The 21,374-nt window shown below is 30.0% G+C and carries 18 protein-coding genes; 16 read left to right on the forward strand and 2 right to left on the reverse strand.

All coding sequences use genetic code 11. The features are described from left to right. Positions 1–24 precede the first annotated feature (24 nt). From N4A57_RS10640 to ald, 3 genes are all read left to right on the forward strand, one after another. Positions 25–792: a CheR family methyltransferase gene (locus N4A57_RS10640; RefSeq protein WP_293657975.1), complete on the forward strand. Its 768-nt coding sequence runs from the start codon at positions 25–27 to the stop codon at positions 790–792. A 131-nt stretch (positions 793–923) separates the two neighbouring features. Then, positions 924–1,529, forward strand: coding sequence for a MerR family transcriptional regulator (locus N4A57_RS10645; RefSeq protein WP_293657976.1), 606 nt, complete (start codon positions 924–926; stop codon positions 1,527–1,529). 122 nt (positions 1,530–1,651) lie between these two features. Next, positions 1,652–2,770, forward strand: a complete 1,119-nt coding sequence (ald, locus tag N4A57_RS10650) for an alanine dehydrogenase (RefSeq protein WP_293657977.1) — start codon at positions 1,652–1,654, stop codon at positions 2,768–2,770. 32 nt (positions 2,771–2,802) lie between these two features. On the opposite strand, the gene N4A57_RS10655 is transcribed toward ald, so the two are convergent. Both N4A57_RS10655 and N4A57_RS10660 read right to left on the reverse strand, forming a co-directional pair. Then, positions 2,803–3,999 carry a pyridoxal phosphate-dependent aminotransferase gene (locus tag N4A57_RS10655; protein ID WP_293657978.1) on the reverse strand — a complete coding sequence of 399 codons (1,197 nt, stop codon included), beginning with the start codon at positions 3,997–3,999 and terminating at the stop codon, positions 2,803–2,805. A gap of 350 nt (positions 4,000–4,349) precedes the next feature. Next, positions 4,350–4,598, reverse strand: coding sequence for a hypothetical protein (locus tag N4A57_RS10660; protein ID WP_293657979.1), 249 nt, complete (start codon positions 4,596–4,598; stop codon positions 4,350–4,352). Positions 4,599–4,833: 235 nt separating this feature from the next. Here N4A57_RS10660 and N4A57_RS10665 point away from each other — a divergent pair, with 235 nt between their 5' ends. The 13 genes from N4A57_RS10665 to N4A57_RS10725 all read left to right on the forward strand — a co-directional run bounded on the left by N4A57_RS10665 (position 4,834) and on the right by N4A57_RS10725 (position 21,365). Then, positions 4,834–5,025: a hypothetical protein gene (locus N4A57_RS10665; RefSeq protein ID WP_293657980.1), complete on the forward strand. Its 192-nt coding sequence runs from the start codon at positions 4,834–4,836 to the stop codon at positions 5,023–5,025. A gap of 476 nt (positions 5,026–5,501) precedes the next feature. Next, complete coding sequence (locus N4A57_RS10670) at positions 5,502–6,008, forward strand: superoxide dismutase family protein (RefSeq protein WP_293657981.1); 507 nt, start codon at positions 5,502–5,504, stop codon at positions 6,006–6,008. 585 nt (positions 6,009–6,593) lie between these two features. Further along, positions 6,594–8,021: a tRNA (N6-isopentenyl adenosine(37)-C2)-methylthiotransferase MiaB gene (gene miaB, locus N4A57_RS10675; RefSeq protein ID WP_293657982.1), complete on the forward strand. Its 1,428-nt coding sequence runs from the start codon at positions 6,594–6,596 to the stop codon at positions 8,019–8,021. A gap of 87 nt (positions 8,022–8,108) precedes the next feature. Then, the gene (mutS, locus tag N4A57_RS10680) at positions 8,109–10,775 is read left to right on the forward strand and encodes a DNA mismatch repair protein MutS (protein WP_293657983.1); all 2,667 of its coding nucleotides are present in this window, start codon (positions 8,109–8,111) and stop codon (positions 10,773–10,775) included. Between the two features lie 60 nt (positions 10,776–10,835). Then, positions 10,836–12,893, forward strand: coding sequence for a DNA mismatch repair endonuclease MutL (gene mutL, locus N4A57_RS10685; RefSeq protein WP_293657984.1), 2,058 nt, complete (start codon positions 10,836–10,838; stop codon positions 12,891–12,893). 12 nt (positions 12,894–12,905) lie between these two features. After that, the gene (miaA, locus tag N4A57_RS10690; protein WP_293657985.1) at positions 12,906–13,847 is read left to right on the forward strand and encodes a tRNA (adenosine(37)-N6)-dimethylallyltransferase MiaA; all 942 of its coding nucleotides are present in this window, start codon (positions 12,906–12,908) and stop codon (positions 13,845–13,847) included. A 44-nt stretch (positions 13,848–13,891) separates the two neighbouring features. After that, the gene (gene hfq / locus N4A57_RS10695) at positions 13,892–14,134 is read left to right on the forward strand and encodes an RNA chaperone Hfq (protein ID WP_293657986.1); all 243 of its coding nucleotides are present in this window, start codon (positions 13,892–13,894) and stop codon (positions 14,132–14,134) included. Positions 14,135–14,372: 238 nt separating this feature from the next. Next, on the forward strand, positions 14,373–15,326 hold the full coding sequence (locus tag N4A57_RS10700; RefSeq protein WP_293657987.1) for a DegV family protein: 954 nt from the start codon (positions 14,373–14,375) through the stop codon (positions 15,324–15,326). Between the two features lie 151 nt (positions 15,327–15,477). Continuing rightward, the gene (locus tag N4A57_RS10705) at positions 15,478–16,407 is read left to right on the forward strand and encodes an AAA family ATPase (protein ID WP_442863858.1); all 930 of its coding nucleotides are present in this window, start codon (positions 15,478–15,480) and stop codon (positions 16,405–16,407) included. After that, complete coding sequence (rsgA, locus tag N4A57_RS10710) at positions 16,400–16,933, forward strand: GTPase RsgA (protein WP_293657989.1); 534 nt, start codon at positions 16,400–16,402, stop codon at positions 16,931–16,933. Before N4A57_RS10705 ends, rsgA begins: the two co-directional genes overlap by 8 nt. A gap of 4 nt (positions 16,934–16,937) precedes the next feature. After that, the gene (locus tag N4A57_RS10715) at positions 16,938–18,230 is read left to right on the forward strand and encodes a methionine gamma-lyase family protein (RefSeq protein ID WP_293657990.1); all 1,293 of its coding nucleotides are present in this window, start codon (positions 16,938–16,940) and stop codon (positions 18,228–18,230) included. Positions 18,231–18,618: 388 nt separating this feature from the next. Beyond that, on the forward strand, positions 18,619–20,562 hold the full coding sequence (locus N4A57_RS10720) for a TnsD family Tn7-like transposition protein (RefSeq protein WP_293657991.1): 1,944 nt from the start codon (positions 18,619–18,621) through the stop codon (positions 20,560–20,562). A 308-nt stretch (positions 20,563–20,870) separates the two neighbouring features. Further along, the gene (locus N4A57_RS10725; RefSeq protein ID WP_293657992.1) at positions 20,871–21,365 is read left to right on the forward strand and encodes a TnsA endonuclease N-terminal domain-containing protein; all 495 of its coding nucleotides are present in this window, start codon (positions 20,871–20,873) and stop codon (positions 21,363–21,365) included. Positions 21,366–21,374: the final 9 nt, after the last annotated feature.

Below are 21,374 nucleotides of genomic sequence, written 5' to 3' on the forward strand. Positions count from 1 at the left end.
TTTTTAAAAAATAAGGGGGCGCTTATGAATTACGAAGAGTTTAAAGATGTAGTACATAGAAAAAGTAAAATAAATTTAAACTACTATAAAGAAAGACAGATGAAAAGAAGAATAGACTCTTTAATTAAGAGAAATAATTTTAAAGGGTATAAGGATTACTATGAAGCCTTATGCAAGGATAAGGCCTTATATGAACAGTTTATAAACTATCTGACTATAAACGTATCAGAATTTTATAGGAATATAAATCAATGGAAGGTATTAGAAAAAGAAGTATTTCCGTATCTATTATCCCAAAATAAAAAATTAAAGATATGGAGTGCAGCATGTTCAACAGGAGATGAACCATATTCATTGGCCATGTGTCTTAGCAATTTAATACCATTATCATCCATAAGTATAGTAGCTACTGACATAGATAAAGAGGTCCTTAGAAAGGCAAAGGAAGGCATATACAGTGAAAAAAGTGTATCAGGTGTACCTTCCAATTTTGTCAATAAATATTTTGATAAATTAGGAGACAAATACCAAATTAAAAATGAAGTAAAAAAATGTATAGAATTTAAAGAACATAATCTTTTAAATGATTCATATCCTAGGAACTGCGATTTAATAGTATGTAGAAATGTAATGATATATTTCACAGAAGAATCTAAAGAGATCATTTATAAAAAATTCAATGAATCTTTAAAAGACGGAGGAATATTATTTGTAGGTAGCACTGAACAAATAATAATGCCAACAAGATACAATTTTGAATCTTTAAAGACTTTTTTCTACAAAAAAATATAGGATGATTTAATTACTACACTCCCTTGTGAAAAAGATAGTCTAATAGTGTTCTAATTTGCTTTTTTTATTTTATAAAAGTATAAAGGAATTAGAATATCTATAAAGAATAGAAAATAAGGGGGTGTAATTTTATGGAAAAAAAGAAACAATATACCATATCTGAGGTAAGCAAAATTACAGAGTATCCTACTCATGTTCTTCGGTATTATGAAACGGATTTTGATTTAGAAATACCAAGAACTAATTCAAATAGAAGATATTACACAGACAAAGAAGTAGAAACATTTTTATACATAAAAGATTTACAGGGGAAAGGGCTTACAAATAAACAGATAAAATCAATATTAAAATCCCCTGAGGTCATAATAAATGATTGTGATGCTCCTGTAGCTGCTACTGCAGAAGTAGATATAGTACATAATAATTGTACCGCTATAATGAACACTGGTGATGTACATGAAATACAAAATTTAATTACCAATGATCTGAAATATAAAATGGATGAAGTAAAAGCTGACATCATAACACATATGGAAAATTTATTAGAAGAAAGAAAAGAAACAAAACCAATTCCCTTAAGAGGAGAAGGAAGTAAGGAAAAAGATGTCTTAATATCAGAAAATGCAAGGTTAAAGATGAAAGTAAAAGAAAAAAGTTATGAATTAGCTGAATTAAAAGATAGGGTAAAGAGGTTAGAGGAAAGAAAAGGTCTATGGGATAGATTGTTCAAGAAGTAGAATATTCTGACAAGAATATAACATTCACAAAATTCACAAAAGAACTACAAACTTAATAACATATATGTTATAATCTTCCTAGAGCCTAATGACTCTAGAATAATTCGTATGGAGGGATACAAATGATAGTTGGAATTCCTAAGGAAATTAAGAACAATGAGAACAGAGTTGCTATAACTCCGGCAGGTGTGGACGCTTTTGTTAGAGCAGGACACAAGGTTATTATTGAAAACAATGCGGGCTTAGGTAGTGGTTTTTCTAATGAAGTTTATGTGGAAGCTGGTGCTGAAATAATACCCACTGCTAAGGAAGTTTTCCACATGGCTGATATGATTGTTAAGGTAAAAGAGCCATTAAAAGAAGAATATGAATACTTTAAAGAAGGACAAATATTGTATACATATTTACACTTAGCTCCAGAACCAGAATTAACAAAGGCTTTAATTGAAAAAAATGTTGTATCTATTGCTTATGAAACTGTTCAATTAGAAGATGGTTCATTACCACTTTTAACTCCAATGAGTATGGTAGCAGGAAGAATGGCTACTCAAATAGGAGCTCAATTCCTAGAAAAGCACGAAGGTGGAAAAGGTGTATTACTAGGAGGAGTACCTGGAGTAGAACCAGCTAAAGTTACTGTAATTGGTGGGGGTATCGTTGGTACCCATGCAGCTAAGATGGCTGTTGGGTTAGGTGCAGATGTAACTATATTAGATATTAATGCACAAAGATTAATATACTTAGATGATATATTCCAAGGAAGAATCAAAACTGTAGTATCAAACAGCTATAACGTAGCTAAAGCGGTTAAAGAGTCAGACCTAGTAATAGGGGCTGTATTAATCCCAGGCGCTAAGGCACCTCACTTAGTAACGGAAGATATGGTTAAGGCTATGGAACCAGGTTCTGTTATTGTAGATGTTGCTATAGATCAAGGTGGTTCTATTGCTACAATAGATAGAATAACTACTCATGATAATCCAGTATATGAAAAGCACGGTGTAATTCATTATTCTGTTGCTAATATGCCAGGAGCAGTAGCTAGAACTTCCACATTAGCATTAACTAGTGCTACATTACCATATGGATTACAAATAGCTAACAAGGGATACTTAGAGGCTATTAAGGAAAATAAGGCTCTAGCTAAGGGAGTTAACGTAATTGAAGGTAAAGTTACTTATGAATCAGTAGCTAAAGCCCATAATCTAGAGTACACTCCATTAGAAGAAGTTATTGGGTAAATAAATATTTAATAAAATTAAGGGTTGCTAATTTAGCAACCCTTTTCTAATATATATTTTTCTAATCCTATTTTTAAAACATGTGAAGCTCTTTTTAATTCATTCTCATCTATAACATAGGCAATTCTAACCTCATTATGACCAAGGCTTGAACCATAAAAGTTTTTGGCAGGAGCTAGCATAACTGTTTCATTATTAAAGGAAAAGTCCTTAAGTAGCCAGATACAAAAATCCTCTGCATCTTTAACGGGAAGTTTTATAACTATGTAAAAGGCCCCTTCTGGCTTAGTTATAGTTACATTAGGGATTTTTTTTAATTCCTCATATAATACATCTTTTCTTTTTTTGTATGTATCTAAGGATGAAATAACATATTCCTTTGGAGTTTTTAAAAGTTCTGTAGCACCGATTTGTTCTAACATGGGACAGCACAATCTAAGCTGACACAACTTCAAAATTTCTTTTATTAATAATTTGTTTTTACTTACTATGGAACCTATTCTAGCACCACAAGCACTAAATCTCTTAGATAAACTATCTATTAAAATAATTCTATCTTTTATGTGATTTATCTCACCAAAACTATGAAATTTATTATCATCATATACAAAATCCCTATACACCTCATCAGAAATAACATATAAATTATGTTCCTTTGCTATATTAGCAATAGTCTCTATTTCTTCTTTAGTGTAAACAACTCCTGTTGGATTAGATGGATTAGATATTAATATGGCCTTAGTTTTATCTGTAATTTTATTTACAAAATCCTCTTTAGGTGGTAAATGAAAGGAATCCTCTATTTTTGTAGTTATGGGAACCACATTTAGACCTATTGAAGCACAAATTCCCTTATAGTTAGTATAAAAGGGCTCTGGGATTATGACCTCATCTCCCACATCACCTAGGGCCATAAGAGTAAATAAAAGACCTTCACTAGCCCCATTAGTAATTAGTATTTCATCTCTTTCGTAGGCTAGATTATAATTCTTATAAAATTCTATAAAGCTATCTATAAGTTCATCATTTCCAGTGGAATTAGTGTAACTTATTATTTTCTCTTCTGAATTTTTGATTTTATTCATAAATAAATGTGGCGTTTCTATATCTGGTTGACCTATGTTTAAGTGATATACTTTTTTATTTTGTGATTTAGCCTCTTCTGCATAAGGCGTTAATTTCCTTATGGGGCTTTCATCCATACTTAATATTCTCTTTGAAAAACTCATCTTATACGTCTCCTCTTTATATATGTCTATATGCTGATTTGTTGAAAAAACATAAATATATATTAACATAAATAAATTTTAATAAAAACAAAATTCTACAAAAAATACTAATTTTTTTGAACATTATAATAATCTTCTAATAATATAACTAGTAGATAGGTAGGGGGGCTTATGCAAAAAAATAAAAGATAGTATGGATAAATAATTAGAAAATTATAAAGGGTAGTGTTAGGATCTTTTAAGATGCTGACATTACCCTGTTAAATTCATAAATATGGATATTATTTCAATGAGAGAATAAAAAGAGAACAGATTGTAGTTTTGAATTATAATAGACTGAGATATGGAATTTATCTAATAGAAGCAGTACCTGCTCCCAGACCTGCAGCCACTGCAATATTAATTTTGGGATTAACATTAAGATAATGCATAAATATAATTGCAAAAATACCAACAAAATAAATAACTAATTTAGCTAATATTTTAGATTCAAGTTTTATGTATAACTTATTATAGATTTTAAGTTTTTTATCAATAAAATCAATTGAGGATGCAACGATTATATAAATAACGAGGTATTGCCAAAAGGGTAGTCTCATATTTGATAAATCAACTCCAATCGTAATAATAGGTAAATTTTAACATATAAGCATTATTAATACAATATAGTTATTAATAATGCTTATATTTCTAATGTAGTACCGAGTAGTAAATATAATGGCATAATTTATTATATTTTAATTCCATTATATTATATATACAATAATTATCTTATATAAAACAAAAACACATATGATTTATGTGTATGTGAAACACTAAGGCAGAGGTGTTTACATGAAAAGAAACCATATAAATAAAGACAAAGAAATAAAAGTAATAAAAAATTCTGTAGATTCAGGAGCAGTAGAAGATATTTATGAATTAAAGACTCAAGAACTAAGCATTAAATCTGCACGAGTGACAGAGGAAATGAATCAAATAAATACTGCATGGGCTACAGGTAGTGCTCCAAGAGAAAGAAAGTAAAAGGCAATGTGATTAAGTTAAAAACTTTTAATAATATTATTTAAAGATGTAGAGTATGCCAAAACATGCTCTGCTCTTTTTTTCGGGGAAGCCACTTAAATAGATTAATTTAAGGAGGCTTCATTATGACTAATTACTCTACGATTATTAAAAATAAATTAAATTCCATTATTAAAAAAATGGCTATTTCTCCATAAACCTTTGTTAAAAGGCCAGGTAAAGATTTTACTGGAAATTGTAAAATAACATTTGAATCCACTATTAACATATTGTTATAAAAAGTAATACTATGAAAATAGAAGAATTAATGAGTTTTTGTTCAAAATGAAGGGGTTAATCCAGTTGAGGATATATGAAAGCACCTAAATAAGATGTTATTATTATACGAAAATAATGTTTAATGTAGGGTTAATAACACTGTATTACTCCGTATCATAATGTGAAGCATGTAATAAGATAAAAATGGAGATGAGAGTATGGAAAGCAGATACCCACATGTAGCTATAGTTAATGTAAGAGGAGGGCCAATTAGACCACAAATTAGAGGCATAGTATTTATAAAAGACGTACCTACTGGTGCTATGGTATATGCGAATATACATGGATTGCCACCTTATCAACCTGCAAAGGGAGATTTAGATCCTATAGGTCCCTTTGGGTTCCATATTCATGAGTTTGGAAATTGCAACATAGGAGGATGTGGCAATCCATTTAAATATGCTGGTGGTCACTGGAATCCGACTAATCAACCTCATGGGAATCATGCAGGAGATTTTCCAGTTCTATTTTCAAACGATGGAGTAGCAATTATGGAATTTTTTACTAATAAATTTAAGGTTAGAGATGTAATAGGAAAGTCCATTATAATTCATGAAAATCCCGATGATTATAGAACACAACCTACAGGGAATGCAGGAAGAAGAATTGCTTGTGGAGTGATAAAACCCTACTACAAGTATTCACCATCTTATTGTTTTCTATAAAATTTTATCAAGTATTTTTATACAATAAATTGTATATTTAGGGGGAGGTGGTTACGAAACTACCTCTGGTTATTTTCTTTGGAGAAAGTTGTAAATAGCTAATCCATAACATTAAAAATACTATCATGACAATGGGGCATCATCATTGTTCCTATTAATATTATTCATTCCTAGCATCATGGAAAGCATACTTTAAAATAGCTCTATTAAAAAAGTCTAAAAAACTTTTTTGTTATAGGCATCTTTATCTTTATTATTTTTTAAATTATTCCAATCTACACCCTTATAGAAATTATTTTTCGTATAAGGTGATGGGTTTATAGGTTTAACTTTATATAGAATTAGTAACAAGCCTCCTTTGATATAGGATCCGTAAAAAAATATTAATTTAGGGACTTGTTAAATATAAAAAAAGATTTTACAGTCTCAATTTATTAAAATAAGAAAAAGGTTATACTAAATTTATGACTAATTATATTTATGAAAACCTAGTATAATGTTGAATATAGTTACATCAAACTGTTATAATATGATAGTATATAAATCAGATAATAGATATAACATACAATTTAGGAGGAAATAACTTTGAGCGAAAGAAAAGAAGTGAAAGTATCATTAGAAGACATTGCACTTCAAAATGAATATATTGAAATAATGAAAGCTGAAAATGAAGAGGAATATGAAAAAACTCATAAGAAAAAGAAGGCTTTAATAGTAACTTATGGTTGCCAAATGAACGAACATGACTCGGAGAAATTAATGGCAATGCTTGATAATATGGCATATGAACAGGCTGATAACATAGATGATGCAGATTTAATTATATATAATACTTGTTGTGTAAGAGAAAATGCAGAACTAAAGGTATATGGTAACTTAGGACAATTAAAACCTAAAAAGGCAAAGAAAAAGGATATGATTATTGCAGTATGTGGTTGTATGATGCAACAACCTCATGTGGTAAATGAAATAAAGAAAAAATATAGGCATGTGGATATTGTATTTGGTACACATAACCTTCATAAGTTTCCCCAATTACTAGTCGCATGTAGACAGAGCCAAACTATGATTGTGGATGTATGGGAGAGTGAAGGAGAAGTAGTAGAAGGATTAAAGGCTGCAAGAAGATTCTCCCTAAAGGGATTTGTAAATATAATGTATGGTTGTAACAACTTTTGTACCTATTGTATAGTTCCATACACTAGGGGAAGAGAAAGAAGTAGAAAGCCTGAAGATATAGTAAATGAAGTGAGAGAGCTTGGACAAGAAGGAACTAAAGAAATTACACTTTTAGGTCAAAATGTAAACTCCTATGGAAAAACCTTAGAAGAGAAGGTGGATTTTGCCCAATTACTTAGAATGTTAAATGAAGTAGAGGGAATAGAGCGAATCAGATTTATGACTTCCCATCCAAAGGATTTATCATATGATTTAATTGAGGCCATGAGAGATTGTGACAAGGTATGTAATCATATGCATTTACCAGTTCAATCAGGAAGTAGTAGAATACTAAAGAAAATGAATAGACACTATACTAGGGAAGATTATTTAAATATAGTACATGATCTAAAAAGAGAAATACCTGGTGTAGCCATAAGTACAGATATAATAGTTGGATTCCCGGGAGAAACGGAAGAAGATTTTAATGACACACTAAGCTTAGTAGAGGAAGTAGGTTATGATTCTTCATTTACTTTCCTATATTCTATCAGAGAAGGTACTCCTGCTGCTAAATATGAAGATCAAGTACCAGAAGATATTAAGCATGAAAGATTTAATAGATTACTAAATGTATTAAACCCTATAATCAATGACAATAATAAAAAGCTAGAGGGAAAGACTTTAAAAGTTTTAGTAGAAGGATTTAGTAAGACAGATAAAACAAAGTTAATGGGAAGAACAGAAACAAGTAAACTAGTTAACTTTAGTGGAAATGAAGAATTAATCGGTCAAGTGGTTGATGTGAAAATTACTAAGGCAAAAACCTTCAGTTTAGAAGGTGAAGCTTTATAGGACAATTAAAAACCAGGGATATCCCTGGTTTTTATAACATTACTAAGAAGAAGTAAGGGGCTAATTAATAGTAGGAGGAATAGGTGCATGGGAAAATTAACTCCAATGATGAGGCAATACCTTGATATAAAGGATAAATATAAAGATTGTATTTTATTTTTTAGATTAGGCGATTTTTATGAAATGTTCTTTGAGGATGCTAAAACAGCATCAAGGGAACTTGAAATTACACTAACTGGAAAGAGCTGTGGATTAGAGGAAAAGGCAGCCATGTGTGGAGTACCCTTTCATTCTGCACAAAACTATATAGCAAAGCTTATAGAAAAGGGATATAAGGTGGCCATAGCAGAACAGGTGGAAGATGCATCTAAGGCTAAGGGCTTGGTAAAAAGAGATGTGGTAAAGGTAGTAACTCCAGGAACAGTTATGGATGCGGAGCTACTTAAGGATAATGAAAATAACTATATCATGTCCATATATGTGGATGAAGGTGCCATTGGTATAGCTTACTCAGATATAAGTACGGGAAGATTAAATTGTACTCAAATAATAGATGATAATCCATTGGGGCAATTAATAGATGAAATTGTTAAGACTAAACCTAGGGAAATTATAATAAATAAAAATGTTCATAATGGAATTAATATAGAACTTGAGATTGGGAAGATAATGAACCCATACATAAGTTTATTTCATGGTTGGGCCTATGATTTGAAGTATGGACAAAACAAAATATTAAAACAATTAAATGTACTAAATTTAGATGGAATAGGTCTTAGTGACAAAAATTATAGTATATGTGCAGTAGGGTCATTACTTGAATATATAGAAACTACTCAAAAGAGTAGCATATCCTTTATTCAAAATATAAGATTCTATTATTTGGACAACTATATGGTACTAGATAAGTTTACAAGACGTAACCTAGAACTTGCTGAGACCATGAGGGAAAAAAGTAAAAAGGGTTCACTACTTTGGGTACTTGATAAAACTAATACGGCCATGGGAGCTAGACAAATAAAAAAATGGGTAGAGGAGCCCCTTAAAAATCCAGATGAAATACAGGGAAGGTTAGATGGTGTAGAAGAATTAAAGAATGATTTCTTAGTAATGGAAGAGTTAAAGGGTTACTTAAAAAGTGTATATGATCTAGAGCGTTTAGCCGTAAGGATTTCTTATGGCAATGCCAATGGCAGGGATATGATGGCTTTAAAGACATCCCTAGAACAACTTCCTAATATAAAAAATACTATAGGTCACATGGAGTCTTTAAAGATAAAAGAAATAAGAGATAGAATAGAAACTTCTCAAGATGTGAGAGAAATCATAGAAAAGGCCATTGTGGAAAATCCACCTATTACTATAAAAGAAGGTGGAATAATTAAGGATGGATATAACGAAGAATTAGATGAACTAAGATATATTAGTCGTGGTGGTAAAGAATGGATATCCAACTTAGAAAATATGGAAAAGGAAAAGACTGGTATTAAATCCTTAAAGATAGGCTTTAACAAAGTATTTGGATATTATATAGAAGTGACTAAATCAAACCTTAGCCTAGTTCCAGATGATTATATAAGGAAACAAACCTTATCCAATGCGGAGAGATATATAACTCCTGAATTAAAGGAAGTGGAAGCTAAAGTATTAGGTGCTCAAGATAAGATTGTAGAACTTGAATATGATATATTCTTAAGTTTAAGGGAAAAGATAAAGGAACATAGTTTAAGGATTCAAAGGACTGCTAGTGAGATAGCTGGGTTAGATGCCCTCCTTTCCTTTGCCCATATAAGTAATGAATATAACTATGTGAAGCCTGAAATAAACTTTGAAGGTAAAATTCATATTGAAAATGGCCGTCATCCTGTAGTAGAAAGGATGATGAAAGACGAAATATTTGTAGGAAATGATACACTACTAAATAAGGATGAAAATAGATTCTCCATTATAACAGGACCAAACATGGCAGGTAAGTCCACCTATATGAGACAAGTTGCTTTAATTGCCCTAATGAGTCAGATCGGTTGCTTTGTACCGGCAGATAGAGCAAATATAGGTATAGTAGACAGGATATTTACTAGGGTAGGAGCATCTGATGACTTAGCTCAGGGACAAAGTACCTTCATGGTGGAAATGAGCGAACTTGCCAATATACTTAATAATGCTACTAGGGATAGTTTAATTATCCTAGATGAAATAGGAAGGGGAACTAGTACTTATGATGGACTTAGTATTGCTTGGGCCGTAGTGGAACACATCAGTGATATTAAAAACATAGGTGCAAAGACATTGTTCGCTACCCACTACCATGAATTGACTGATCTAGAAGACACATTAGATGGAGTAAAAAATTACTGCATCCATGTGAAAGAAAACAATGGAAATGTAGTATTCTTACACAAAATCATAAAGGGTAGTGCAGATCAAAGTTATGGAATAGAAGTGGCTAAGTTAGCTGGAGTAAAAAATCATGTTATAGATAGGGCTAAGGGAATACTTGAAAAACTTGAAAATGACCATGTAAGACCTACTATGGATTATGATGAAATAAAAGATGATAACATTGAATACAAGGAAGAAGAAATTCAAGAGGTTCACAAGGAAATTGCAGTTTGTGAACAACAATTAGATTTCTTACAACCCAGTGAAGATTCTAAGGTAGTTGAAGAATTAAGAAAGATTAACATATTAGAGCTGACACCTATGGATGCAATGAATGAACTTTACAAGCTTAAAAAATTAATATCTAAGTAGTTTATAGAGTATAAAAGTGGGTTATATGTATAATTATTAAATCCAAATAAGGGTGAGAATATGGAAAGAAGAATTAATAGATTAGATGAGATAATAGCAAATAAAATAGCGGCAGGTGAGGTGGTGGACAGGCCTGCCTCTGTTATAAAGGAATTGGTGGAAAACTCCATAGATGCAAAGAGTAATAAAATCACTGTGGAGATTAAAAATGCAGGAAAATCCTATATAAGAATAAGTGATAATGGTATAGGTATACATCCTGATGATGTGGAAGTTGCCTTTGAAAGGCATGCCACTAGTAAGATAAGAAAAGTAGAGGATTTAAGTAGTATACTGTCCCTTGGTTTTAGGGGCGAAGCCTTAGCTAGTATAGCTGCCGTATCCCAATTAGAATTAATAACTAAAAGTAAGGATCATAATGTGGGAAGAAAGGTAGTAGTTCACGGAGGAAAACTCATTTCTAATGATGAAGTGGGAGCACCTGGTGGAACTACCATATTGGTAAAAAATCTATTTTATAATGTACCTGCTCGTTTTGAATTCATGAAATCAAATGGATCAGAAACTTCCTATATTATAGATATAGTTAGTAAATTAGCACTGGCTTATCCTAATATATCCTTTAGACTTATTAATAATGATAAGGTAGTATTTGTAACTAATGGTAATGGGCATATAGTTAATAACATAGCTAGTATATATGGTAAAGATATAGCTAAAAACTTAATAGAGGTGGAAGAAAAAGTAGATAATATTATTGTAAAAGGTTTTTTATGTAAACCTAGTGTTACTAGGGGTAATAAAAAATTACAGACTTTTTTTGTAAACCAAAGATATATAAAATCTAAAACCATATCAGAGGCAGTATCTGATGCATATAAAACATTAATAACTATAAATAGACATGCCATCTGTTTTGTTTATGTGCATATGAATCCTAATTTAATAGATATAAACATACATCCTGCTAAAACTGAAATAAGGTTTAAAGATGATGAAAATGTTAAAAAAGGTATTAGTTATGTCCTTAAAAAAGGGCTTTTTAGTAAAAGTCTAATTCCTCAAATAAGGGAAGAGGAAAAGATAAGAAAAGAGGCTAAAATAAATATAATTAATACACCTATAATCAAAAGTAAAATAGAAAATCCTAAAAATATAAGTAACATGATAAAAAAAGAAGAACCTAAAAAGAATATAATAAATCCTATAAAAAATATTAAAGAAGTGAATATAACACCAATTCTACAGGAAAATGAAATAGATAAAGTCAAAACTATGGAAAAAAATATAATAGAACCTGAAATAATAGTTAAAGAAGAAAAAGTAAAGTATGAACCAATACTAGAGAAAGAAAATAGTTTGGTAAATCATGTTCAAGTTATAGAAAAGGAACCAGAAGTAGAAAAATTAATAGAAAAAAATATAGAAGAGAATATAAAAGAAAAACTAGAAGAAAATATGGAAAAAGAGATTTTACCTACAATTTTTATGGATACTCATAAAGATGAGATACAAGAGTCTTTCATAGAAAAAAATGAAGATGAGACCATATTGGATATAAGAATAATAGGACAATTATTTAACTCCTACTTAATAGGACAAGGAAAAGATAAAATGTATTTGGTAGATCAGCATGCAGCCCACGAAAGAATATTGTATGAATGGTTTTTAAAAAAATATAAAAGTCAAAATCCATTAACTCAAAAGCTATTAGTTCCTATTTTAGTAGAGTTTAGCATATATGAGTATGAAACCATAAAAGAATTTATCCATGTATTTGAAAACTTGGGATATGAATTAGAAGATTTCGGACAAAATACCTTTAGAATAACATCTGTGCCTGTTATTTTTGGAAAACCAGAAGCAGAGAGTTTTTTCAAAGAGGTGGCAGAATCCTTTAAGCATATATCTAGTTCCTATGATGCAAAGATAGAAAAGGTGATTTCCATGGCATGTAAAAATGCCATAAAGGCCAATGATAAATTAATGGATATGGAGATAGAAAGATTGATGGATGAATTGTCAAAGGCAGATAATCCATATACGTGCCCCCATGGACGTCCCATAGTAATATCTATGACGAAATATGAAATAGAGAGAAAATTTAAGAGAAAATAAAGGAGTTTAAACATGAAAAAGCCCTTAATAATTATAGTAGGACCAACAGCTGTTGGAAAAACTGAAACTTCCATAGAAATAGCAAGAGAATTGAATTGTGAAATAATATCAGCAGATTCTATGCAAATATACAAGGGGATGGACATTGGTAGTGCAAAGCCTACCATGGAAGAAAGACAGGGAATTCCCCATTTCCTAATGGATGAAATAGATCCTAGAGAAAATTATTCCGTATCTGATTTTCAGAAGTCTGCTAAAAAATATATAGATGAAATAATATCTAGGGGAAAGATTCCTATGATCGTGGGAGGAACAGGCCTTTATGTTAATTCAATCATATATAATATAGATTTTTCATCTACTAGTCAAAATAAAGAATTAAGAGAAAAATTAGAAGCTGAGGCAAGGGAATTTGGAAATGAATATGTACATAATAAATTAAAAGAAGTAGATGATAAAGCAGCAAAGAGAATACATGCAAATAACTTAAAAAGAGTTATTAGGGCCCTTGAAGTATATTATGAGAGTGGAGATAAAATAAAAGAGTTTAAATCTAACCTAGTTCCAAATGAAGAATATGATTATTGCCTTATAGGTCTTATTAGAGATAGGGAAGAACTTTATAATAGGATAAATGAAAGAGTAGACATACTAATGGAAATGGGACTTGTGGATGAAGTTAAAAAACTTATGAAACTTGATCTTGATGTGGATAATATATCTATGAAAGGGTTAGGATATAAGGAGATAATAAAGTATTTAAAGGGCGAATATACATTGCAAAAGGCTGTAGATATACTAAAGAGAGACACTAGAAGATATGCTAAAAGACAAATTACTTGGTTTAAACGATATGATCAAATGCAGTGGTTTGATATAAATAAATATGATGGTAAAGAAGACCTAAAGGAAGATATTGTTAAATATATAGAAGGAAAGTTAGAGTTAATGTAGAATATAAATTAGTAGCCATATAAAATTCTGGGAGGGTAAAACTAATGAAAAACGCCATAAATTTACAAGATATATTTTTAAACCATGTAAGAAAAGAACATGTACCTATTACTATATTTTTAATGAACGGATTTCAATTAAAGGGTTTAGTAAAAGGTTTTGATAGCTATACAATCGTATTAGAGGGAGACGGAAAGCAAAATATGATTTATAAACATGCTGTATCCACAATAATACCAGCTAGAAAAGTAGCATTCATGCAAGATAGAAGGGAAGATAACAAGTAAAAAAGATAAAATAAAAATATAAATGGCTAGGAGATAGATTTTTTAAGTCTATCTCTTTTTTTCGGAACGAGGGTCTATGTACCCTATAAATATATGTTTTTGCTCATATTAATTTTAACCCTATAAAAATTTATTTGCTACATGAGGATTCTTGTGATAAAATGCATAGAAAAACTATTTTAGATAGAATCAAATGAAAGAAAGATAACAGAAAAATATATAGTAGGAGAGGATATAGATGATAAAGATTATGGCTGACTCAACATGCGATTTATCCCAGGAAATTATAAAAAAGTATGATATTAGTATAGCTCCTGTGACTATCAACATAGAAGGAAAGACTTATAGGGATAAGATCGATATTAAAGCTGACGAATTTTATAACATTATTGAGGATTTAGATGAAGAACCGGGTACTTCAATGCCAAGTCCTACCGAATACATTAATATAATGAAGGATGCTATTGAAAAGGGCCACACAGAGGTACTATGTATTTGTATGTCGAGCGGTACAAGTGGTGCATATCAGTCTGCTATAATTGCTAAAGATTGTTATTTTGAAGAAAATCCAAATTCAACTGTAAAGATTCACATTGTAGACTCAAAATCCATGAGTCACGGCAGTGGGTGGCTGATTCTAAAAAGTGCTAGATTAAGAGATCTAGGGGCTACCTTTGAAGAATTAATTGAATTTAATGAAACCTATAAAACAAGTGTAAAGCATTTTCTTTCTGTGGATGATTTAGATCATTTAATTAAAAGTGGTAGACTTACAAATGTAAGTGCATTTTTAGGTAAAGTTTTAAAACTTAAACCTATAATGACAATGAAAAAGGGAAAAGGTGCAATTGTAGCTAAGGAGAGAGGAAGAAAAAAAGTACTTAAACACTATGTTGATGAGTTTATGAAAAGAAATGATAGTAATATTACTGATTTTATAATAATTGGATATACTTCCGATTTGAAATATGCTGAAAATTTAAGGATAAAAATTCAGAGAGAAAGTGACTTTACGGGTGATATTTTTATTATGCAAATGGGTGTTGCTGTAGGAACCCATGTTGGCTTGGGAGCCATATCTATGTTTTTTGTAGAGAAGGGACATGGCAAAGACAATTTTTTAATAAACGAAGTCCATGGACTGTTAGAGAAGAAAAATGAATTACTAGAAAAAATTAAAAATCATACCTAAAGATAAAATAATATTGAAATAGATTATTTATTTAAGAACAGTTCTTTTGAGCTGTTCTTTTTAAGTTTATTAGTTTTAACTTTATAAGAATAGAATATTTATCTATTTTGAAAAATAAAAATTTAATAAGGCTTACTTTATTCCTGAGGTGATGGATTTGATAAGAAAGGAAATCATTATAAATAAATATAGGCAGGGACAAATTTCAATGGAGGATTTTTTCATAAAGCTTATGGAGGAAGAGAAAAGAGAAAAGAGAGATGGGGTGGAAAAAAAGGCATTAGAAAAGTTAAATAAATTAATAGGTCTTAAAAGAGTTAAAAAGGTAGTAGAAGAGATAATAGCTGTAACTTTGGTGCAAAAAATAAGAAAGGAAAAATTATTAAAAAGTGATCCGATAGTTATGCATATGATATTTAAGGGCAATCCTGGTACGGGAAAGACTACGGTGGCTAGGATTTTGGGAGAAGTATTTCATGAGATGAAAGTTTTATCACAAGGACATTTGGTAGAGGCAGAGAGGGCTGACTTAGTAGGGGAATATATAGGTCATACAGCCATAAAAATGAGAAATCATGTGAAAAAGGCTCAAGGAGGTATACTTTTTATAGATGAGGCCTATTCCCTATGTAGAGGTGGAAAAAAGGACTTTGGAAAGGAAGCTATAGATGCACTAGTTAAGGGAATGGAAGATAACAAGGAAGACTTCATATTAATATTAGCTGGATATAAAGAAGAAATGGATGCCTTTTTGAGAAGTAATCCAGGACTTAAATCTAGATTTCCTATTCAAATAGAATTTGAGGACTATAATTTGGATGAATTAATAAGTATCGGCGAACTAATGCTTAAAGATAGGGAATACAAACTATCCCTTGGTGCTAAGAATAAAATTAAGGATATTATTGAGAAAAACTATAGAAAAGATAGATATATAGGTAATGCTAGAATGGTAAGAAATATAATTGAAGCTTCAATACGAAATCAAGCGGTGAGATTAAAAAAGAGTAATAAATATGGAGTAGAGGATCTTTTATATATAAGAAAAGACGACATTAATCAGGGGGATGTGGATGGTTAGGTGCATAGTTATAGGAAAGGATAAAAGTGGTAAAACTATTTTTTGCAAAAATTTTTCTAAATTTATAAATCCTAAAAACAAAAAAAATGAAATATTCACACAAAAGGGATTAACAAATTATAAGATAAGTATTAAAAGTGAAAAGATATATTTGATAGATAGTGTGAGTATTGACTCAGGAATAGATAAATGGGAGAGGAGAAGAGAAAGAACAAAGACCCTATATGCTTTAATAGATGCTAATATAATAATTCATATTATTGATGCTACAGATTTTTCTTTTAAAGGTATAGATAAATATATAATAGACTATGGTATTACTAAGGATAAATATTTAATTTTACTAAATAAAACAGATAAGATACATGATAATAATTTGATGAAAGAAATCATAAGGACCTATCCTAAAATAAATATATTTAACATTTCAGCAAAGAAAAGAATTGGTTTTAACAATGTGAAAACCTGTTTGCGACATATGATTTCTTGTGATAAAATACATAGGAAAAACTATTTTGGATGGTGATTAAATGTTACGAAGTACTAAAGACTATTTAATAGAACATATGAACATATCAGAGAAGGTACTTAATCTTAGTAATGAAGTGGAAAATGAGATTAAAGATAGATTAAAAGACATTGATAAAATAAGGGAATTTAATCAATATAAAGTATTAAAGGTATTTCAAGAGTGTAGAGTAAGTGATTCACATTTTCAGTGGAATACAGGATATGGATACAATGATATGGGAAGAGAAACTATAGAAAAGGTATTTGCACAATTATTTAATTGTGAAGATGCTATAGTTAGACCTACTATAGTTAATGGTACTCATGCCCTTACCCTATGTTTAACAGGTATATTAAGATCAGGGGATGAAATAATCTCTGCCACAGGAAAGCCTTATGATACCCTAGAGGAAGTAATAGGAATCAGAGGAGAGTATGGTGGATCATTAAAGGAATTTGGAATTACATATGAACAAGTGGATTTTAAAGAGAACGGAAATGTAGATATAGAAAAATTAAAGTCATTAATAAGTGAAAAAACTAAAATGATATATATCCAAAGATCTACAGGGTATGATTGGAGAAAGGCCCTTACTATAAGTGATATAGAAGAAGTTGTAAAAGCTGCAAAGGAAATTAAACCAGATGTGATTTGTATGGTGGATAATTGCTACGGAGAATTTTTAGATACAAAAGAACCTACTGAGGTTGGTGTAGATGTGATGGCAGGATCACTAATTAAAAACCCTGGTGGTGGGTTGGCTTTAACAGGAGGATACATAGTAGGGAGAGAAGATTTAATAGAAACTATCTCATATAGAATGACATCTCCTGGAATAGGAAAGGAATGTGGCCTTACCTTTGGCATGACAAGAAGTATGTTCCAAGGATTATTCATGGCACCCCATGTGGTAAGTGAAGCCATAAAGGGAGCCATATTCTGTTCAAAGCTATATGACAAGCTAGGATATGAAGTATCACCTAAATGGCATGAGAGTAGAAGTGATATAATACAGGCAATAAAACTTGGTAGTGAAAAGGCTGTAGTGGCCTTTTGTGAAGGTGTACAAGGGGCCGCACCAGTGGATTCATTTGTAAAGCCAGAACCATGGGAAATGCCAGGATATGATTCACCAGTTATCATGGCAGCAGGAGCCTTCGTTCAAGGATCATCTATAGAACTAAGTGCCGATGCACCAATTAAGGAACCTTACATAGTATATTTCCAAGGTGGACTTACATATGAGCACAGTAAATTCGGAGCCATTAAGGCCTTGAGCACTATGGAGGAACAAGGTTGTATACAGTTGTAAAGTTGTGTTTGTTTAATAAAGTTGTAAACTGTTTAATAAAACCGTAAACTGTTTAATATAGTTGCAAACTAAACTTGCAAATTTCAAAATTCTTATGAAGGAAATACTTCATAAGAATTTTTTTAGTGTGTAGTAATTGAAATCATAGAAAAAATTAATATTAGAACCATTGATTAAAATTATTTAGGGAAGCTTAATCTATAAAACATTAAAATTATTAATGCAAAAAAATGGTCACATTCTGTAGTATGAGTTTTAAATTACAAATTCTAATTATATATTATAAATTTAAACTAAGTAGTTATATGCTGGTCTAAAAATGGATATAAATAGTATGAAATTTACTAAACTTCAATCCTTTAAATAAGTGCTAATGAAAGGGGATAACATGTTAAAATATTTTCCAAGAATATATCCTGAGGAAATTTTCTATAGTGTGATAGCTAGATACCATAAGCATTGTGGAAATGTATACTTTAAATCTACCTATAAGGATTTATTTAATAAGTCGTCTAAAGGAACTCAAATAGATTTTCCGAATAATTTAGATTTAGTAGTATCAAAATTACCAAATTCAATCAATTACACTAGTGAATCAATAATTAAAAACAATACCTTATATAATTGTTATCTCCCTTTTGTTCCCATACAAACTCAGAGAAAAATTATAAGAATAATGAAAGGTCAAGAAAGATCAAAAACTTTTGGGTTTGTAGGTATGTCTACTCAAAAACATCTTAAAAGGCGACACTTATTTTATTGTCCAATATGTGCGAAACAAGATTATAAAAGATTTGGAGAGTCATATTTTCACAGGATACATCAAATACCAGGAGTAAATATTTGTAATCAACATAAATGTTTACTAACTGAATATGAAAAAGAATTAAAGTTAATAGGAGTTGGAAAATACTATGATTGTGATTACAATTTTCTTGACTTAAAAATACATTACGAAGAAGATAGCAACTATGAAAAAGAGTTGCTAAATATAGCAAATGCATTTGATTATTTATTAAAAAAAGATTTGAGTCATTTTAATCAACTAGAAATTCACAAAAAGTATAGATTTTTTATGGAACAAAAAGATTTAATAGACAGAAGAGGTTGCATAAAACATAAAGATTTACATGAGCAATTCACAAGCTATTTTACTCATAAACTGCTACTAGAATTAAATTGCCAAATTGAATATTCTCATCATATTTATAATAATTGGTTAAGTAGAATATCTGGAAAAACAGCAGGCGTAATTGAACCTATTAGACATATATTATTTATACAATTTTTAGTTGGAGATATAAAAGCCTTTTTTGAAGAAAGGTATGATGAAGAAGAAAGTGTAAAAGAAAAAAACTTCAATGAAAAAAGAAGTAAGTATAGGCATACGTTGAAGGCGTTTATAAGTAAATTTCCTAATACTAACAGGAGTAACCTTTCTAAAAAAATAAGAATTGAATATAGATGGCTTCGTAAAAATGATAGAGAATGGTTTGAACAGAATGCGCCAAAATCATCAACTAATAAATCAATAAATGAAAAATTATTAAATGAGTCGAAAAGAAAAATTCTTAATTTCATTATAAATACTCCAAATTGCAATAGAAATCAAATAATAAATTCTTATGCAAATGAATATAAGAGAATTAAGGTTTATGATAGAACATGGTTTGAGGAAAATATGCCTAAACCAATCAGGAATGAATTGTGCAAAGATGATTTTTATGATAAAGTTCGAAAGTATAAATCAGAACTATTAGAATATCTAAAACAGAATCCTAATAGTAACAGAAGTGAGCTTAGAGAAAACTTACCAAAACAATATAATTGGTTATATAATAATAATATTGATTGGATTAACGAAAATTTACCTAATAGAAAAATGAGATCAAATTATATAAATAAGTACAAGTTTAAATATAGAGAATTAATATTAGATTATATAGAAAATAATCCTAAATCTTGTAGAGAAATGATAAAAAGAGCTTCACGAAAACCTTTCAATTGGTTGTATATGAATGACAAAGAATGGTTTGATAGTAATATGCCTAGACCACTTGAATCTAAAGAAAGAAATATAAATAAGAAGCTTAGAGTAGATTGGGGGGAAAGGGATAATATTATTTTAGAAGAATTAAAAGAGATTTATAAACGTATTACTAGAAATAGCAGTCGCAGAAGAATAACTAATAAATACTTGTTAGGTCAATTAAGACCAGAATTCAGATCACCAGTTAAAAATGATTTAATTAAAATGCCGAAGACTAAAAATTATATTGATTCGATAGTAGACACAAAGAGAACTTACCAAATGGAAAAAAATAAAATTTAAAGTTTTGAATTATTAACAATATATGAATAGATTTATAAATTTGACTTAAAGAGAAAGTTAACTTTGTCAAAATGGAGAGAAGTATAAAATTGTTCTAGCAACAAATTTATACTTCTTTTTATATAATTATTCACTTTTACATAAGAAGGAGGTTCTAATTAATAAGCAACTATGTAGATAGTAATAACAGGATATATTTAATGTGAATACATTAATTAAGTCATAAATATAACAGAAAAAAACATTTATGTTATATTTTGTATTTTAATAGTTAATAATACAGTAATTATGCAAAGAGGGTATCTATTATGTCTAGACATGGAAAAAGCGATATATGTAGATTAAAAGAAAAAAGAGGCTTAGGTAGAGGTATTAATTATATTCCTTGGATAAAAGTACACGAAGTCCCTTCAAGGGGAAGGAAACATAGAGTACTTGGAGTCAAACACAAGAGGATATATCATTTTCTAAGTGATTTAGAATACTACTTTTACTTATTGCAAATTTTTGATAGTAATGTTGTAGAAATCAGAGAACAGTTTCCCTTATTATCATTAGAGACTACAAAACTAATAGCAGAGGAGTTGAATATTAGGCACCCCTCAGTTGGTGGGCGAGATATAGTTATGACTACGGATTTTTTAATAACAGTAAAAAAGGATAACATATATACTGGACAGTCAAAAGTTAATTCCAATAATTTCAAATTAAAAAAATATAACACCCTTATGCAATTTTATAGTATCCTTATTAGCGACAAAACCTTTAAGGAGAAAAAATTACAGGAGTGTTATATAAGTTAGTTTATCATA

It is taken from the genome of Anaeromicrobium sp. (assembly GCF_025210435.1).
GTDB lineage: Bacteria > Bacillota > Clostridia > Peptostreptococcales > Thermotaleaceae > Anaeromicrobium.